This is a genomic window from Sinomonas halotolerans (assembly GCF_039615075.1).
In the GTDB taxonomy this organism is placed as follows: domain Bacteria; phylum Actinomycetota; class Actinomycetes; order Actinomycetales; family Micrococcaceae; genus Sinomonas; species Sinomonas halotolerans.
Genome location: NZ_JBDFRB010000006.1, coordinates 106,710 through 121,759, shown reverse-complemented (window position 1 = coordinate 121,759; position 15,050 = coordinate 106,710). Strand labels below are relative to the sequence as shown.

The following is a 15,050-nucleotide window of genomic DNA, read 5'->3' as shown; positions in this document are numbered from 1 at the left end:
GCCAGTGGTTCCCGGCCGTCGAGGCCGAATCCGCCCATTTGCAGCCGGACAGAGGACTAGCGTATTCTTGATCCTCGGTGCTTTCGCCGTCACTTGGGTCTCATTCCCAGGGATTCCCCTCGCGGACTCACGGCACGAAGCACAGTTTGGCGCCAGAACCCGTGCACGGCACGGCGGGAGGCGCTGCGCGCAAAGAGCTTAGAAATATTGTCGAGAGAAGTGAGTTCCCAAGTGGTGTACGCGATTGTCCGCGCTGGCGGCCGACAGGAGAAGGTTTCCGTCGGAGACTTCGTGACCCTCAACCGCGTGGCCGGCGCCGCCGGCAGCACCATCGAGCTGCCTGCGCTGCTCCTGGTCGACGGTGAGAAGGTCACCTCCGCTGCCTCCGAGCTGGCCAAGGTGAAGGTCACGGCCGAGGTCCTCGAGGACCTGCGCGGCCCGAAGATCGTCATCCAGAAGTACAAGAACAAGACCGGGTACAAGAAGCGCCAGGGCCACCGCCAGGAGCTGACCAAGGTCAAGATCACCGGCATCTCCGCCTGAACCATCCCGGTTCATCCCAGATTTCCAGAATTCCCCAGGGAGGCATAGCTCATGGCACATAAGAAGGGCGCAAGCTCCACCCGCAACGGCCGCGACTCGAACGCGCAGCGCCTCGGCGTCAAGCGCTTCGGCGGCCAGACCGTCAACGCCGGCGAGATCCTCGTCCGCCAGCGCGGCACGCACTTCCACCCCGGCAACGGCGTGGGCCGCGGCAAGGACGACACCCTGTTCGCGCTCGAGGCAGGGGCCGTGCAGTTCGGCACGCGCCGCGGCCGCCGCGTCGTGGACATCGTCACCGCGTAGCGTCTCAGGGACGCAGACAGAACCGAGCAGCTGGCAGCAGCTGCACAGCGCCCCTGACGGGGGCGCACCGCGCAGAGGGTGGAGTGGGCCAGAGGTCCGCTCCACCCTTTGCCGTGTCAGGGCGGGGTCCCGGCACGACCACTAGACTCGGGGATGACCCGGCGATTAAGGAGATATACCGTGGCGAGCTTCGTTGACCGCGTCGTGCTGCACGTCTCGGGCGGGAACGGGGGGCACGGGTGCGTCTCGATCAAGCGCGAGAAGTTCAAGCCGCTAGCGGGCCCTGACGGTGGAAACGGCGGAAACGGCGGGAGCGTCGTCCTCCGCGTCTCCTCGCAGACCACCACGCTGCTCGACTACCATCACTCGCCGCACCGCCACGCCGAGAACGGCGGTCCGGGCATGGGCGACTTCCGCGCCGGCCACCAGGGCGAGACGCTCGTCCTCCCGGTCCCGGACGGCACAGTCGTGAAGACGCGCGACGGCGAGGTCCTCGCCGACCTGGTGGGGGAGGGCGCCGAGTACGTCGCCGCAGAGGGCGGCCAGGGCGGCCTCGGCAACGCAGTGCTCGCCTCGGCCAAGCGCAAGGCCCCGGGCTTCGCGCTCCTCGGGCTCGAGGGCGACGAGCGCGACATCGTGCTCGAGCTCAAGACGATCGCGGACATCGCGCTCGTCGGCTACCCCTCCGCCGGGAAGTCCAGCCTCGTCGCCGCCATGTCCGCGGCCCGGCCCAAGATCGCCGACTACCCCTTCACGACCCTGGTCCCCAACCTCGGCGTGGTGCAGGCCGGCGACGTCCGCTTCACGATCGCCGACGTCCCGGGCCTCATCGAGGGCGCGAGCGAGGGCCGCGGCCTGGGCCACGACTTCCTGCGGCACGTCGAGCGCTGCGCCGCGCTCGTCCATGTCCTGGACTGCGGCACGCTCGAGGCGGACCGGAACCCGCTCGACGACCTCGCGGTGATCGAGCGCGAGCTCGAGAAGTACTCCGTGGACATGGGCTTCGCGGGCACGGAGGGGGATGCCGTGCCGCTCAACGAGCGCCCGCAGCTGATTGCCCTCAACAAGGTGGACCTCCCCGACGGCCGCGACATGGCGGAGATGGTGCGCCCTGAGCTCGAGCGCCGCGGCTACCGGGTCTTCGAGGTCTCCGCGACGAGCCGCGCGGGGCTCAAGGAGCTCGGCTTCGCGATGGCGGAGATCGTCCAGGGCGCGCGCGATGCCGTCGAGGCGGCCCCGCCCAAGGTGGCCCCCGCCGTCCTGCGCCCCCGCGCCGTGAACGAGGCCGGCTTCACGGTCAAGCGCGAGGAGCGCGCGCTCGAGCCGCTCTTCCGCGTCCGCGGCGAGAAGCCCGAGCGCTGGGTCAAGCAGACGGACTTCGCGAACGAGGAGGCCATCGGCTACCTCGCGGACCGGCTCACGCGCCTCGGCGTCGAGGACGCCCTCTTCAAGGCGGGCGCGAAGGCCGGCGACACGGTCGTGATCGGCGGCGAGGACGGCGTCGTGTTCGACTGGGAGCCCACTCTCATGACCGGCGCGGAGATCCTCACGGGACCGCGCGGCACCGATCTGCGGCTCGCGGACTGGGAGCGCCCGACGCGCGCCCAGAAGCGCGAGGACTACGAGGACCGCAAGGCGGCCAGGGCCGCCGCGCGCGACGAACTCGAGGCCGAGCGGCGTGCGGGCATCTGGACCGAGTCCTCGCGACGCGGCGCGCGGGGCCCTGAGGGTGCCGGCGGAGCCGAGGGGGAGACTGCGGATGGCGATGGCCTCTGAGGCGCTCCGGCCGGCCGAGGCAGGCCGTGAATGGCTGCCCGAGGCCCAGCGGATCGTGGTCAAGGTGGGCTCGTCCTCGCTCACCACGATCCGGGGCGGCATCTCCGAGAAGGCACTCGCGGCGCTTGTCGACACGCTCGCCGAGCGTGCCAACGCAGGGACGGAGATCGTGCTGGTCTCCTCCGGGGCGATCGCGGCCGGCCTCGCACCCCTCGGCCTTGCCCGGCGCCCACGGGACCTCGCGACCCAGCAGGCGGCCGCGAGCGTGGGCCAGGGACTGCTCATGGCCCGGTACACGCAGGCCTTCGGTGCGCACGGTGTGACGGTCAGCCAGGTGCTGCTCACCGCCGAGGACCTCGTCCGCCGCACCCAGTACGCCAACGCGCACCGTGCGCTCGAGCGGCTCCTGAACCTCGGCGTCGTCCCCGTGGTCAACGAGAACGACACGGTGGCGACGCACGAGATCCGCTTCGGCGACAACGACCGCCTCGCGGCCCTCGTCGCCCACCTCGTCCACGCGGATGCCCTCGTGCTCCTCTCGGATGTCGACTCCGTGTACACGGGCCCGCCCTCGGAGGGCGGCGTGCGGATCGAGCACGTGCGCGGCCCCGAGGACCTCGCGGGGATGAGGATCGGCACGGCGGGCAAGGCCGGGGTGGGCACCGGCGGCATGGCCACCAAGGTCGAGGCGGCCGGGATCGCGGCGGGCTCGGGCATCCCAGCACTCGTCACCTCGACGGCGGCGGCCAGGCGCGCGCTTGCCGGCGAGGATGTGGGCACGTGGTTCAGCGTCAACGGCCGGCGGAAGCCGGTGCGGCTCCTGTGGCTCGCCCACCTCGCGGCGACGCGCGGCACTCTCGTGCTTGACGACGGCGCCGTCCGGGCAGTGCGGGACCGCCACCGTTCGCTGCTCCCTGCGGGCATCACGGAGGTGCGCGGGGAGTTCGAGGCCGGGGACCCGGTGGAGCTCGCCGACGCCGCGGGGACGGTCATCGCCCGTGGCCTCGTGAACTTCTCGGCCGAGGAGCTTCCGGCCATGCTCGGACGCTCGACGCGCGAACTCGGCGCGGAGCTCGGCCGCGAGTACGAGCGGGTCGTGGTGCACGTGGACGACCTCGTCCTCGTATGAGCCGTCGGGGCCGTTCCCGGCAGGGCCGGTCGGGCGGGTGCGTGCGGGCAGATGTGACGCGCACGGCATCCTCCTCGGGCGGCCCTCGGTAGACTTGATGCATGACTGACACCGCGCGCGAGGCTGCGCCCGAAACCGTCCACGCCGAGACCACCGCTGCCACGGCGGCGCCTGCCGGGGCACAGCCGGCGCCCTCGCCGTCGGACGTCGAGGCGGCGGTCCACGCGGTCGGCGACCGGGCCCGCCGGGCGTCGCGCCAGATGGCCCGCGCGAACCGCGCCTGGAAGGACCGCGCCCTGAGGGCGATCGGGGCAGCGCTCAAGGAGCGTCAGGCCGCCGTCCTCGCCGCCAACGAGAAGGACCTCGAGGCCGGCCGTGCCGCTGGCACGTCGGAGGCGCTCCTGGACCGGCTGGCGCTCACCCCCGCACGCATCGACGGCCTCGTGGCGGCCCTCGAGAACCTCGCCGGGCTGCCCGACCCCGTGGGCAACGTGGTACGCGGGCAGACCCTGCCGAACGGGCTGCGGATGCGCCAGGTCAACGTCCCCATGGGCGTCGTCGCGGCCATCTACGAGGCGCGCCCGAATGTCACGGTGGACATCGCGGGGCTGGCCCTCAAGAGCGGCAACGCGGTGGTCCTGCGCGGCGGCACCGCCGCCGCCCACACGAACACGGCGCTCGTCGGGATCCTGCGCGACACCCTCGCGGCGGTGGGCCTGCCGGAGGACGCCGTCCAGAGCATCGACGCCTACGGGCGCGAGGGCGCGAACGTGCTCATGAAGGCCCGCGGCCGGGTCGACGTCCTCATCCCGCGCGGTGGCCGCGACCTCATCCAGAGCGTCGTGCTCAACTCGACCGTGCCGGTCATCGAGACCGGAGAGGGCAACGTCCACATCTTCCTCGACGCGAGCGCGGGCGAGGAGATGGCCGTGGACATCCTGGTCAATGCGAAGACCCAGCGCCCGAGCGTGTGCAACACGGTCGAGACGCTCCTCGTGCACCGGGACAGCACGGCGCTGCCGGAGGTCGTGCGGGCCCTCGCGGCCAAGGGTGTCCGCCTCCACGTGGACGAGCGGACCCGGGCGTCCCTGCCGGCCGGCGTCGAGGCGGCCGCCGCCACGGACGAGGACTGGGCCACCGAGTACATGGACCTCGACCTCGCGGTCGCGACTGTCGACTCGCTCGACGAGGCGCTCGAGCACATCCGGCGCTGGAGCACGGGGCACACCGAGGCGATCATCACCAACGACCTCGCCAACGCCGAACGATTCATCGCCGAGATCGACTCGGCGGCCGTGATCGTCAACGCCTCCACACGGTTCACGGACGGCGGCGAGCTCGGCCTCGGCGCGGAGGTCGGGATCTCCACCCAGAAGCTCCATGCGCGCGGTCCGATGGGCCTCACCGAGCTCACGACGACGAAGTGGATCGTGCAGGGCGAGGGTCAGGTCCGCGGCTGAGCTGCGGGGTAGGATGAACCAAGCACTATGACGGCCTGGCCGGCCGGGGACGGGCGTCCGCTGCCGGCCGGGGCCGTCCCAGATCCGATCGAAAGGGAGACCATGCTGGCATCGCTGATCAGCACTGCACTGGCCGTGGGCGGGGAGGCCGCAGCGCACGAGGAGAAGGCGCCCCTGATTGCCGAGCCGTGGGTTGTCGGCGTGGTGATGTTCGCGCTGCTCGTGGCCATGATGTTCGTCACGATGTCGTTCACGAGCCTCGGCCGCCGCCACGAGGCCGTCGAGGAGCACGCGGACCCGCACCGCCAGCACCCGAACAAGCACGACCGCGGCCAGGGCCACTGAGCCCTCACGCAGTGGCCCCGGCGCAGACCGACCGAGGCGGACGACGGGTCCGCCTCGGCGTCATGGGCGGCACCTTCGACCCGATCCACCACGGCCACCTCGTGGCCGCGAGCGAGGTCGCCTCGAAGTTCGACCTGGACGAGGTGGTGTTCGTCCCGACGGGCGAGCCATGGCAGAAGTCGAAGCGGCGTGTCAGCACTCCTGAGCACCGCTACCTGATGACGGTCATCGCGACCGCCTCCAACCCGCGCTTCACCGTGAGCCGGGTGGACATCGACCGGCCCGGGCCCACGTACACGATCGACACCCTCCGGGACCTGCACGAGCTGCGGCCCGAAGCGGACCTGTTCTTCATCACCGGCGCCGACGCCATGGCGCAGATCGTGTCCTGGAAGGACGTCGACGAGCTGTGGTCCCTTGCCCACTTCGTCGGCGTGACGCGGCCGGGACACGAACTGCACGACCTCGGCCGCAAGGACGTGAGCCTCCTCGAGGTCCCGGCCATGGCAATCTCCTCGACGGACTGCAGGGCGCGCGTCGCCGCCGCCGAACCGGTGTGGTATCTCGTGCCGGACGGTGTGGTGCAGTACATCGCCAAGTACGGCCTGTACCGCGGGCACGGGCGGCACGACGGTGCCCCGGATGCCACCCGCCGGGCCGATGGCCTGGGGGTGCCGCAGCCATGAGCGCCGAGGACAAGCCGCTCAGCAGGCGCGAACGGCGGCGCGCGGAAGCGGCGCAGACCGCGGAGAACGCCGTGCTCCGTCCCCAGCAGGCTGCCGCCGAGGCCCAGGCCAAGGCGCAGGCCGAGGAGGATGTGGTCCGCGCCCACGCCGAAGGGCTGGCGGCCGCGCATGCTGCAGCGGATGCCGCTGCACGCAGTGAGGGGAGCGCTGGAGACGGCCGTGGCCCCGAAGGAGCCGGCGGCCCGGGCCCTGGAGAGGCCGTCACGGCCCGGACCCGTGCCGTCCGCGCACGCCGCGCGCTCGACGCCCCCGCGGACGCCGTCCGCGCAGAGGGCGGTCGGGAGGATGCAGCGGAGCGCAGCTCGCAGGCCCGCGCGCGGGACCGTGCGGCGCGCAGGGCCCTCCGCGAACTGGCCGAGAAGGAGCAGGCCGTCCAGAGCGCGGCGACGCTCCCGAGCCGGCGGACGCTGCGCGAGCAGGCCCAGTCCGGGCCCACCGGGGCCCCGGGCCCCGAGCAGTCCGGCGGGCGGACTCCCGCACCGAGCAGTCGCCCCGGTCCCGAACCCGGGCCCTCCGGGCGTCCGGCCCCCGCTGCCCCGCAGGCATCGCCGGCGGCAGGGCCCATCCCGGTGGTGCCGATTCCCGGGGAGCCTTCGGCACCGCGCCCCGGAGAGGACCGGGAGGCGAAGGCAGCGCCGAGCGCTCCCGTGCCCGGCGTGGACCCGGCGCCGCCCACCGCGATGCAGGGAGTGGTCCCTGACGGGCTCACGGTCCCGCTGCCCATCGGACCCGAGACCGGCTCCTTCCGACGTCTGAGCCACGAGCAGATTGCCCAGGCGCGAGAGCTGCTCAAGGAGCAGGCCAAGAACCAGGCGGCCATGCTCGAGGGGCAGAGCCGCGTGGGGACGGACATCGACCCGGCGGTGCTCGCCGAGCAGGTCGCCATGGCCGAGCGCGCGGCAGTGCTCAACCGACGCGCCCAGGCAAAGCAGCGGCTCGCGGAGGAGAACAGGCGCGAGGCGAGTTCGGCGCGCAAGGCGCCGGCACCGGCGTCGACGGACAACCTGGCCATGGTGACCCCGCTCGAATTCGTGCGGGTGCCGGGTGTGCCCCACCCGGTCATGAAGCCGCCGTCCACGACGCACCTGCCGCTCTCGGCGATCCGGGCGCAGGCCGGCGGCGAGGAGGCCGAGTCCCCTACGGGCCGGGAAGCTGCCCCCGTGGCGGCCAGCACCGCCCACGGGCTCGACGTCCTGGACGCCGAGCAGGCGGGCGTGGGACGCGCGGAGCGCGAGCGGCTCATCCTGCTGGCGATCGGCGCAGCCGGCGTCCTCGCACTCATCATCGCCATCCTCATCATCGTCCTGTGACCATGCTCGAGTGCCCGTGAGCGGACACCGGGCGATCACCACCCCAGCCCACCAAGGAGAAGAGTGAGCGCAACAGAATCCGCCGTCCAGATGGCGCGTACGGCGGCCAGGGCCGCCGCGGACAAGCTCGCGGAGAACATCGTGGCCGTCGACGTGAGCGAGCGCCTCGCGATCACCGACGTCTTCGTCATCGCCTCGGCCCCGACCGAGCGCCAGGTCAACGCGGTCGTCGACAATGTCGAGGACGAGCTGATCGCCCAGCTCGACCGCCGGCCCGTCCGGCGCGAGGGCCGGTCCGAGGGCCGCTGGGTCCTGCTCGACTTCGGCGACATCGTCGTGCACGTCATGCACGAGGAGGACCGTGCCTTCTACGCCCTCGAGCGACTGTGGAAGGACTGCCCGGCGGTGGACCTGGGACTCGACGGAACCGGGGCCGGGTCCCCGGCCGTCAGCTGAGCGGCGGGAGGCCGCGCGGACGCCGGATCGTCTTCTGGCGCCACGGCCGCACCGACTGGAACGCCGCGGGCCGCTTCCAGGGCCAGACGGACATCCCGCTCAACGAGGTCGGCAGGCAGCAGGCAGCCGAGGCCGCCCTGCGCCTCGCGGCGCTCTCCCCGGACGCGATCGTGTCCTCGGACCTGTCCCGCACCCGCGACACCGCTGAGGCGCTCTCGGCCGTCACGGGGCTCGCGGTCGCCCTCGATTCCGGGCTGCGGGAGACCAATGCCGGGGACTGGCAGGGCCACACGTTCGACGCGATCCGTGCCCTCGATGGCGATGCCCTCCACCGCTGGGAGGAGGGCGACGTCGAGGTCCCCGCCGGAGGTGCGGAGACGAGGCTCGACGTCGCTGCCCGGGTCCGCGCGGCCGTCACCCGAGCGCTCGGGGTGCTGCCCGCGGACGGCACGCTCGTCGTCGTGAGCCATGGAGGCGCGATCCGCGTGGGACTCGCCGAGCTGCTCGGCCTGCCGCACGGCCTGTGGGGCGCGCTCTCGGGGCTGTCGAACTGCTCGTGGTCCGTCCTCGAGGAGCGGCGCCCCGCCGACGACGGCGCCGTGCGCTGGCGCCTCGGCGAGCACAACGCGGGGACGTTGCCCGTGCCGATCACGCTCGAGGAAGGCTGAGGCCGGGACCCGTTCCGATTTGTGCGCAGGGGCCCGCACGTTCTAAGATGTTCGAGTTGCTCCGGGCGCCGGAGAAGCGATCTTGAGGTCCTTCGAAGCGTCTGGGATGCACTCTCGGGGCTGTGGCGCAGCTGGTAGCGCACCTGCATGGCATGCAGGGGGTCAGGGGTTCGAGTCCCCTCAGCTCCACGGGGGTATGGCGCAGTTGGTAGCGCGTCTGCATGGCATGCAGAAGGTCAGGGGTTCGAATCCCCTTACCTCCACCACGCAAGACAGAAGGCGATGGGACGGTCGATGAGACCGTCCCATCGCTTTCTTTCGTCATGGGCACCTGCGCAGGCGCAGCCATGGGATCCGACAGCGGACCGAAGGCCCCTAGACCGGGCGGCGGGCGTCGGGCACAGTGGACCTGCCGCCCCAAGGAGGACGCCATGGACGCACCCCAGAAGCCTCTGGGCTTACTGCTCCGCACCCTTGACCGACTGCTCGAGGAACGCTTCGAGGAGGCCCTCGAGCGCCACCGGCTCAGCAGGCGCCAGTGGCAGCTGCTGAACGTCCTCGCCGACGGCCAGGAGACGGTCGGACAGCTCGACGAGGCCATTGCCCCCTTCCTCGATGCGCAGGCGGGCGAGACGTCCGAACGGCATCTCGAGCCGCTCCTCAGCGGCGGACTCGTTGCGGAGAAGGGCGGCATGTACCGGCTCACCGATGCGGGCAGGGCCGAGCTGCGGTCCGCGCGGGAGGCCGTCGAGGGACTGCGCTCGGTCACCGTCCGGGGGCTCGACGACGGCGAGTACGAACGGACGGTCCGCGCCCTCGAGGCGATGATCGACAACCTCGCTCCGTGACGCCCGCCTGAGGACGAACGAGCACGAACCCCGTGGTCCTGGACGGGGCCCGTGCTCGTCGCGCGGGTGCCGCGCTGCTCGCGGACGCCGAGGCGCCCGCTAGCCGATCGGCGTCGGGGGCCGTGCGCCGCTGAGGACGGCGAGCGCGTTGTCGGCGGCAAGCATCGCCATCGCAGTGCGGGTCTCCACCGTGGCGGAGCCCAAGTGCGGAAGGAGCACCACGTTCTCGAGCTCGAGCAGGGCGGGGTGCACCTGCGGCTCGTGCTCGTAGACGTCCAGCCCGGCGCCGGCGATCGCGCCGTCGCGGAGCGCGGCCGCGAGCGCCGCCTCGTCGACGATCGGTCCCCGCGCGGTGTTGACCAGGAACGCCGAGCCCTTCATGGCCGAGAGCTGCTCCGCTCCGATCAGATGGTGCGTGGCAGGCCCGTAGGGGCAGTGCAGCGAGACGACGTCCGAGACGGCCAGCAGTTCGTCGAGATCGACCCGCTGTGCGCCCAGCTCGGCGGCGATCGCGTGGTCGATCCCGCTGCGCGACTGGTAGACGATCTCCATGCCGAAGGCCTTGGCCCGGCGGGCGGTCGCCTGGCCGATGCCGCCCATGCCGACGATGCCGAGCTTCTTGCCCTGCAGGCTGCTGCCGAGCAGGAAGGACATGCCCCACTTCCAGGCCTGGCCGGAGCGGATGAGCCGTTCGCCCTCACCCAGCCGGCGCGTCGCCATGAGGATGAGGCCCAGCGCGATGTCCGCGGTGGCGTCGGTGAGCACGCCGGGCGTGTTGGTGGCCACGACGCCCCGCTCGGTGCAGGCGGGCACGTCGATGTTGTCGTAGCCGACCGCGACGTTCGCGACCACCTTGAGCCGGGGGCCGGCGGCGTCGAGCAGCTCGGCGTCGACCCGCTCGGTGAGCAGGCTCACGATCGCCTCGGCGCCGGCCACACGGCGCAGGAGCTCGTCGCGGCCGATCGACTCCGGACCCTGCCAGGCGTCGACCTCGTGCTCGGCGCGGAGCTTCTCGATGGCGGCGTCGGGGATGCGCCCCGTGACGACGACCCGGCTCATGCCGTCTCGATCCACGCGTGCAGGCGGCCGAGGCCCTCGCGGATGTCGGCGACGTCGATCCCCGAGTAGGCAAGCCGGATGTACTGCCGATCCTCGCCTGGCTGGCGCCGTCCGAAGTGCTCACGCGTGCAGAAGGAGACGCCGGTCTTGTACAGGGCTTCCGCCGCGAAGTCGCCGACGGCCGTGAAGCCCAGCCGCGACATGGCGTCGGTGACGTCGGGGAACAGGTAGAACGTCGACTGCGGCACGGCGACGTGCATGCCGGGGATCGCGTTCAGGAGCCCGCAGGCGGCGTCCCGGCGCTCGCGCAGGACGTCGAGCATCTGCTGGACCGGCTCCTGGGTACCGCGGAGGGCCTCGATGCCGGCCCACTGCACGTAGTGCGTCGTGCACGACTCGTCGTTGGTGTTGAGCGTGCTGAGCACCTTGGCGATCTCCACAGGGGCCACGGCGCAGCCGAGGCGCGAGCCGGTCATCGCGAACTTCTTGCTGAACGTGTAGAGGATCACGGTGCGCTCAGCCATGCCGGGGAGCGACGCGATCGAGCTCGAGACCCCCTCGTAGCGCGTTTCGAAGTAGGCCTCGTCGGAGAGCACCCAGAGGTCGTGCTCCTGGGCGAGCTGTGCGATGGCCTCGCGCTCGGCCGCCGTCGACTCTGCCGAGATGGGGTTCTGCAGGTCGTTGTAGATGATGGCGACCGTGTTCGGGGTGATCGACGCGCGGACCTGGTCGAGGTCGATCGCGAAGCCCCCGCTCGTGGGCAGGTAGCGATACGGCACCGCCGTGCCCCCGAGGTACTCGATCTGCGACTCGTAGATGGGGAAGCCGGGGTTCGGGTAGAGCACCTCCTGGCCCGGGTCCATGACCGCCTGAAGGAACTTCGTGATGACCGGCTTGCCGCCCGTCATCACGACGACGTTGTCGGGGGTGAAGCTGATGCCGCGCCGCGAGCCGAGATCGTCGGCGAGGGCCTCGCGCAGCTGGGGGATGCCGGGGCCGGGGCAGTAGCCGGTGTAGCCGTCCGCGATGGCCCGGTTCATCGCCTCGACGATGTGCGGGGCCGTCGGGATGTTGATGTCGCCGAGGTGGAAGGGGTACACGCGGTTCCCCTGGGCCTTCCACGCGGCCGCGGCCTGCGCGACGCTGAAGGCGGTCTCGGTGCCCAGGCGTTCGAGCCGGTGCGCCAATTGCTGCATGCTTCACTCCTCATCGAGTCTGACGATCGGTCCTCCGGCGGACCCACCTCCAGTGTGACCTAATATATCAATCCGCGAAATAAGATGTATCAAAACGACGGAAGTCTCAGGAGCCGTCGGGCCGCAGTGAAAGCCCGAGGCCTGGCTTGCGCCGGTGCACGGAGAAGTAGGCCAGGCCCTCCGGCCCGGCCGTGAAGGCCCGACGCGTGCGCCGGGGGAGCCAGACGATGCCGCCCGGCTCGAGCTCGACGTCCCCTCCCTCGGTGGCGAGGAGTCCGGAGCCCGAGACGACGTGCAGGATCACGTCGAGGCCGGGGCCCGCGTGCTCGCCGATGCCGTCCCCGGGCCCGAGGGCGATGACGTTCGCATCGAGGTCCCGCTCGCCCATGGCGAGCTTCCAGACGGCCCCAGACGCGGTGCCGTCGCGCGCGAGATCGCGCGTGTTGGCGAGGATGCGGGGCAGGTCTTCTGCGCGGCGGTCGGACATGGACGCCACTGTAGGCACATGGGACGCGCTCGCGCAGGCATCATGGGGGGATGAGCGGGCACGGCACACGGATCACGATCGCGACGCCCGCGGGGGATGTCTCCGGCGTCTGGACCCTGCAGGCGGGCGCGGAGACGGCCCTCGTTGTGGCCCACGGCGCGGGGGCCGGGATGGACCACCCGTTCATGGTGGGCTTCTGCGACGCCCTCGCAGGGCTCGGTGTGGCCACGCTGCGGTTCAACTTCGCCTACATGGAGGCGGGCAGGAAGCTCCCGGACCGCGCGCCCAGGGCCATCCCGGTCTGGGCAGCCGCCTTCGCAGAGGCACGACGCCGCGCTGCCGGGCTGCCGCTGTGGGCCGGCGGCAAGTCGTTCGGGGGCCGGATGGCCTCCATGGCGGTCGCCGAAGGCGCGATGGCCCCCACGGGGCTCGTGTTCCTCGGCTACCCGCTGCACCCTGCGGGAAAGCCCGAGAAGGTGCGCGACGAGCACCTCTACGGGCTCACCCTCCCCATGCTCTTCCTCCAGGGCACGCGGGACACGCTCGCCACCCCGGAGCTGCTCGAGGGAGTCGTGTCCAGGCTCCCGACCGCGGCGCTCGAGTGGCAGGAGGGCGCCGACCACTCCTTCGCGGTGAAGGGACTCAAGCGCACGCCGTGCGAGATCGGCGCCGGCCTGGCCGTCCCCGCCGCCCGCTTCCTCGGCGCCGGCCGGCCATGAGGTTCACGTTCGAGGGCCTCCTGTGGCGCTATCCCGGCCCCAGCGGCTGGCTGCGCACCCTCGAGCTCGACGCGCCTTCGGCGGGCTGAAGGGCGCGGCCCCCGCGCGGGGCGTCAGGAGTGTTCCTGCCGCTCCTCGCCGTCCGTGGGCTCGTCGCGGTCGGCGCGCAGCGCACGCACGGCGGCGCTCACGGTGGGATAGAAGTGGTCGGGCCCGAATCGGGCCCGCGTCCCGAAACGCTTGAGCCGGTCCTTGACCGGCCCCTTGAGCTCGGCGAACACGAGCTCGATGCCGCGGTCCGCGAGCCACTCGTCCAGATCGACGAGGTCGTCCAAGGCGGTCGTGTCGATCCCGGTGATGGGCTCCGCTGCGAGCACCACATGCGTCACGCCGCGGACCCCGCGCGCCGTGCCTCCTTCCTCGGCGCCGTCCGCCCCGCCGTCGCCGAGCGTGTCTTCGACGAGGGAGCGGACGAACTCCGTGAAGACGGCGCCGTTGGCGAAGAACAGCGGGGCGTCGAAGCGCGCGATCACGAGCCCGGGCACCCTCGTGCCCTCGGGATGGCGCGAGAGGTCGTGGTAGCCGGGCACGTCCGGCAGGTCGCCCAGCTCGGCACGGTAGGGGCTCCAGGCGCGGCGGACGAACTCGAGCAGGGCGAGCCCCACTGCCACGATGATGCCGGTGAGGACCCCGAGGGTGGTCACGCCGAGGAACGCCACGCCCAGGAGCACGGTCTCGCTGCGGCTGGCCCGGGCGAGCCTCGCGATCGCCCCGAAGTCGATGAGGCCCACCACGGCGGCGATCACGACGGCGGCCAGCGCCGCGGTCGGCAGGTGCGCGGTGGTTCCTGGGGCGGCGAGCATGAAGACGACGACGAGCCCGGCCGCGACGAGCCCCGCCAGCTGGCTCCTTGCTCCGGCCTCGACTGCGACGGGCGTCCGCGAGGAGCTGCCCGAGATGGGGAACCCGCCCAGCAGGCCTGCCGAGGCGTTCGCGATCCCCACGGCCGCGAGCTCGCGGTTGCCCGAGACGCGCTCGCCCCGCCGCCGTGCGAGGCTCTGCGAGAGGACGCCCGTGTCCGCGAAGGACATGAGCGCGATCCCCGCCGCAGGCGCCGCGAGGGCCAGCACATCCTCCGCGGTGATGCCACTGAGGGCCGGCGCCGGGAGCCCGTACGGCAGGGCGCCAGCCACCTCCACGCGGTCTGAGAGGCCCGCGGCCCAGGTCAGGAGGGTCGCGAGCACGACGCCGGGCAGCACCCCGGCGAGCCGGCGCCCCATGAGCCGTCCGGCAAGGATGACGGCGAGGACGCCGGCGCCGATCCCGGCCGCGGCCGCGTTCACCCCGCCTGAGGCGACCGCGGCGGCGGTTGCGCCGAACCGCTCCCAGAAGTTGCCGCCATCGGCCTCCACCCCGAGCAGCGTGGGCAGCTGCGAGGCGATGACGACCAACGCGATCCCGGCGAGGTACCCGAGGCGGATGGGGCGCGAGAGCAGGCCGGTCACCGCCCCGAGGCGCAGCGCCGAGCCGAGCACCATGGCCGCGCCCATGAGCACCGCGAGCAGGCCGGCGAGCGCGAGCGCCCGCTCACCGCTGCCGGCGGCGAGGGGGAGCACTGCCGCGGCGATCATGGGTGCGAGCGCCGAGTCCGGGGCGAGGACGAGGACCCGGCTCGGCCCCACGACCGCGTACACGGCCATGGGCACGATCGTCGCGTAGAGGCCCGCGACGGGCGGCAGGCCGGAGGCCTGGGCGTAGGCCATGCCGGAGGGGATGAGGAGGCCGAACAGCGCGCCGCCAGCGAGGAGGTCGTGCCGCAGCCATGCCCGCTCGTACCGGCCGAGCCACGGTGCGAGCCACGGGAGGAGCCAGCGTGCGGGCCACGCTGGCGCGGCCTTCGCGGGCGCGCCCGACCGCCCGGAGCCGCCCGGACCCGCTCCCGGGGCCCCGCCCCGTGCCGCCCCGCCCGCTCCCTCGGACCGTTCCATGGACGGATCATCCCGCG

Annotated in this window: 16 protein-coding genes and 2 tRNA genes; 14 read left to right on the top strand and 4 right to left on the bottom strand. The window is 72.4% G+C overall.

Annotation, left to right across the window (positions count from 1 at the left end; genetic code table 11):
* Window positions 1–231: 231 nt before the first annotated feature.
* From rplU to ABCQ75_RS08965, 13 genes are all read left to right on the top strand, one after another.
* The gene (gene rplU / locus ABCQ75_RS09025) at window positions 232–543 is read left to right on the top strand and encodes a 50S ribosomal protein L21 (RefSeq protein ID WP_345885024.1); all 312 of its coding nucleotides are present in this window, start codon (window positions 232–234) and stop codon (window positions 541–543) included.
* 51 nt (window positions 544–594) lie between these two features.
* On the top strand, window positions 595–846 hold the full coding sequence (rpmA, locus tag ABCQ75_RS09020) for a 50S ribosomal protein L27 (RefSeq protein ID WP_345884864.1): 252 nt from the start codon (window positions 595–597) through the stop codon (window positions 844–846).
* 180 nt (window positions 847–1,026) lie between these two features.
* Entirely contained in the window at window positions 1,027–2,622 is a 1,596-nt protein-coding gene (obgE, locus tag ABCQ75_RS09015) for a GTPase ObgE (RefSeq protein ID WP_345884862.1), read from the top strand.
* Window positions 2,606–3,751 carry a glutamate 5-kinase gene (proB, locus tag ABCQ75_RS09010; RefSeq protein ID WP_345884860.1) on the top strand — a complete coding sequence of 382 codons (1,146 nt, stop codon included), beginning with the start codon at window positions 2,606–2,608 and terminating at the stop codon, window positions 3,749–3,751. The genes obgE and proB overlap by 17 nt, the downstream gene beginning before the upstream one ends.
* A gap of 101 nt (window positions 3,752–3,852) precedes the next feature.
* Complete coding sequence (locus ABCQ75_RS09005; protein WP_345884859.1) at window positions 3,853–5,211, top strand: glutamate-5-semialdehyde dehydrogenase; 1,359 nt, start codon at window positions 3,853–3,855, stop codon at window positions 5,209–5,211.
* A gap of 102 nt (window positions 5,212–5,313) precedes the next feature.
* Window positions 5,314–5,556 (top strand): hypothetical protein, encoded by a 243-nt coding sequence (locus ABCQ75_RS09000; protein WP_345884857.1) that lies wholly within the window; start codon window positions 5,314–5,316, stop codon window positions 5,554–5,556.
* A gap of 11 nt (window positions 5,557–5,567) precedes the next feature.
* Window positions 5,568–6,242 carry a nicotinate-nucleotide adenylyltransferase gene (gene nadD, locus ABCQ75_RS08995; protein ID WP_345884855.1) on the top strand — a complete coding sequence of 225 codons (675 nt, stop codon included), beginning with the start codon at window positions 5,568–5,570 and terminating at the stop codon, window positions 6,240–6,242.
* A complete protein-coding gene (locus ABCQ75_RS08990; protein ID WP_345884854.1) occupies window positions 6,239–7,612 on the top strand; it encodes a hypothetical protein in 1,374 nt (457 codons plus the stop codon). Before nadD ends, ABCQ75_RS08990 begins: the two co-directional genes overlap by 4 nt.
* A 63-nt stretch (window positions 7,613–7,675) precedes the next feature.
* Window positions 7,676–8,068 carry a ribosome silencing factor gene (rsfS, locus tag ABCQ75_RS08985; RefSeq protein WP_345884852.1) on the top strand — a complete coding sequence of 131 codons (393 nt, stop codon included), beginning with the start codon at window positions 7,676–7,678 and terminating at the stop codon, window positions 8,066–8,068.
* The gene (locus ABCQ75_RS08980) at window positions 7,999–8,736 is read left to right on the top strand and encodes a histidine phosphatase family protein (RefSeq protein ID WP_345884850.1); all 738 of its coding nucleotides are present in this window, start codon (window positions 7,999–8,001) and stop codon (window positions 8,734–8,736) included. Before rsfS ends, ABCQ75_RS08980 begins: the two co-directional genes overlap by 70 nt.
* 116 nt (window positions 8,737–8,852) lie before the next feature.
* Window positions 8,853–8,925 (top strand) — tRNA-Ala (locus ABCQ75_RS08975).
* A 1-nt stretch (window position 8,926) separates the two neighbouring features.
* A tRNA-Ala gene (locus ABCQ75_RS08970) sits at window positions 8,927–9,002 on the top strand.
* Window positions 9,003–9,167: 165 nt separating this feature from the next.
* Entirely contained in the window at window positions 9,168–9,584 is a 417-nt protein-coding gene (locus tag ABCQ75_RS08965) for a MarR family transcriptional regulator (RefSeq protein ID WP_345884849.1), read from the top strand.
* 99 nt (window positions 9,585–9,683) lie between these two features.
* Here the strand turns inward: ABCQ75_RS08965 and ABCQ75_RS08960 are convergent, their stop codons facing one another.
* The 3 genes from ABCQ75_RS08960 to ABCQ75_RS08950 form a co-directional block, all read right to left on the bottom strand.
* The gene (locus tag ABCQ75_RS08960) at window positions 9,684–10,643 is read right to left on the bottom strand and encodes a 2-hydroxyacid dehydrogenase (RefSeq protein WP_345884847.1); all 960 of its coding nucleotides are present in this window, start codon (window positions 10,641–10,643) and stop codon (window positions 9,684–9,686) included.
* A complete protein-coding gene (locus ABCQ75_RS08955) occupies window positions 10,640–11,839 on the bottom strand; it encodes a pyridoxal phosphate-dependent aminotransferase (protein WP_345884844.1) in 1,200 nt (399 codons plus the stop codon). Before ABCQ75_RS08955 ends, ABCQ75_RS08960 begins: the two co-directional genes overlap by 4 nt.
* A 106-nt stretch (window positions 11,840–11,945) precedes the next feature.
* On the bottom strand, window positions 11,946–12,326 hold the full coding sequence (locus ABCQ75_RS08950; protein WP_345884843.1) for a cupin domain-containing protein: 381 nt from the start codon (window positions 12,324–12,326) through the stop codon (window positions 11,946–11,948).
* Between the two features lie 50 nt (window positions 12,327–12,376).
* Here ABCQ75_RS08950 and ABCQ75_RS08945 point away from each other — a divergent pair, with 50 nt between their 5' ends.
* Window positions 12,377–13,045, top strand: coding sequence for an alpha/beta hydrolase family protein (locus ABCQ75_RS08945; RefSeq protein ID WP_345884842.1), 669 nt, complete (start codon window positions 12,377–12,379; stop codon window positions 13,043–13,045).
* Between the two features lie 113 nt (window positions 13,046–13,158).
* Here the strand turns inward: ABCQ75_RS08945 and ABCQ75_RS08940 are convergent, their stop codons facing one another.
* Window positions 13,159–15,033: a SulP family inorganic anion transporter gene (locus ABCQ75_RS08940; protein WP_345884841.1), complete on the bottom strand. Its 1,875-nt coding sequence runs from the start codon at window positions 15,031–15,033 to the stop codon at window positions 13,159–13,161.
* Window positions 15,034–15,050 lie beyond the last annotated feature (17 nt).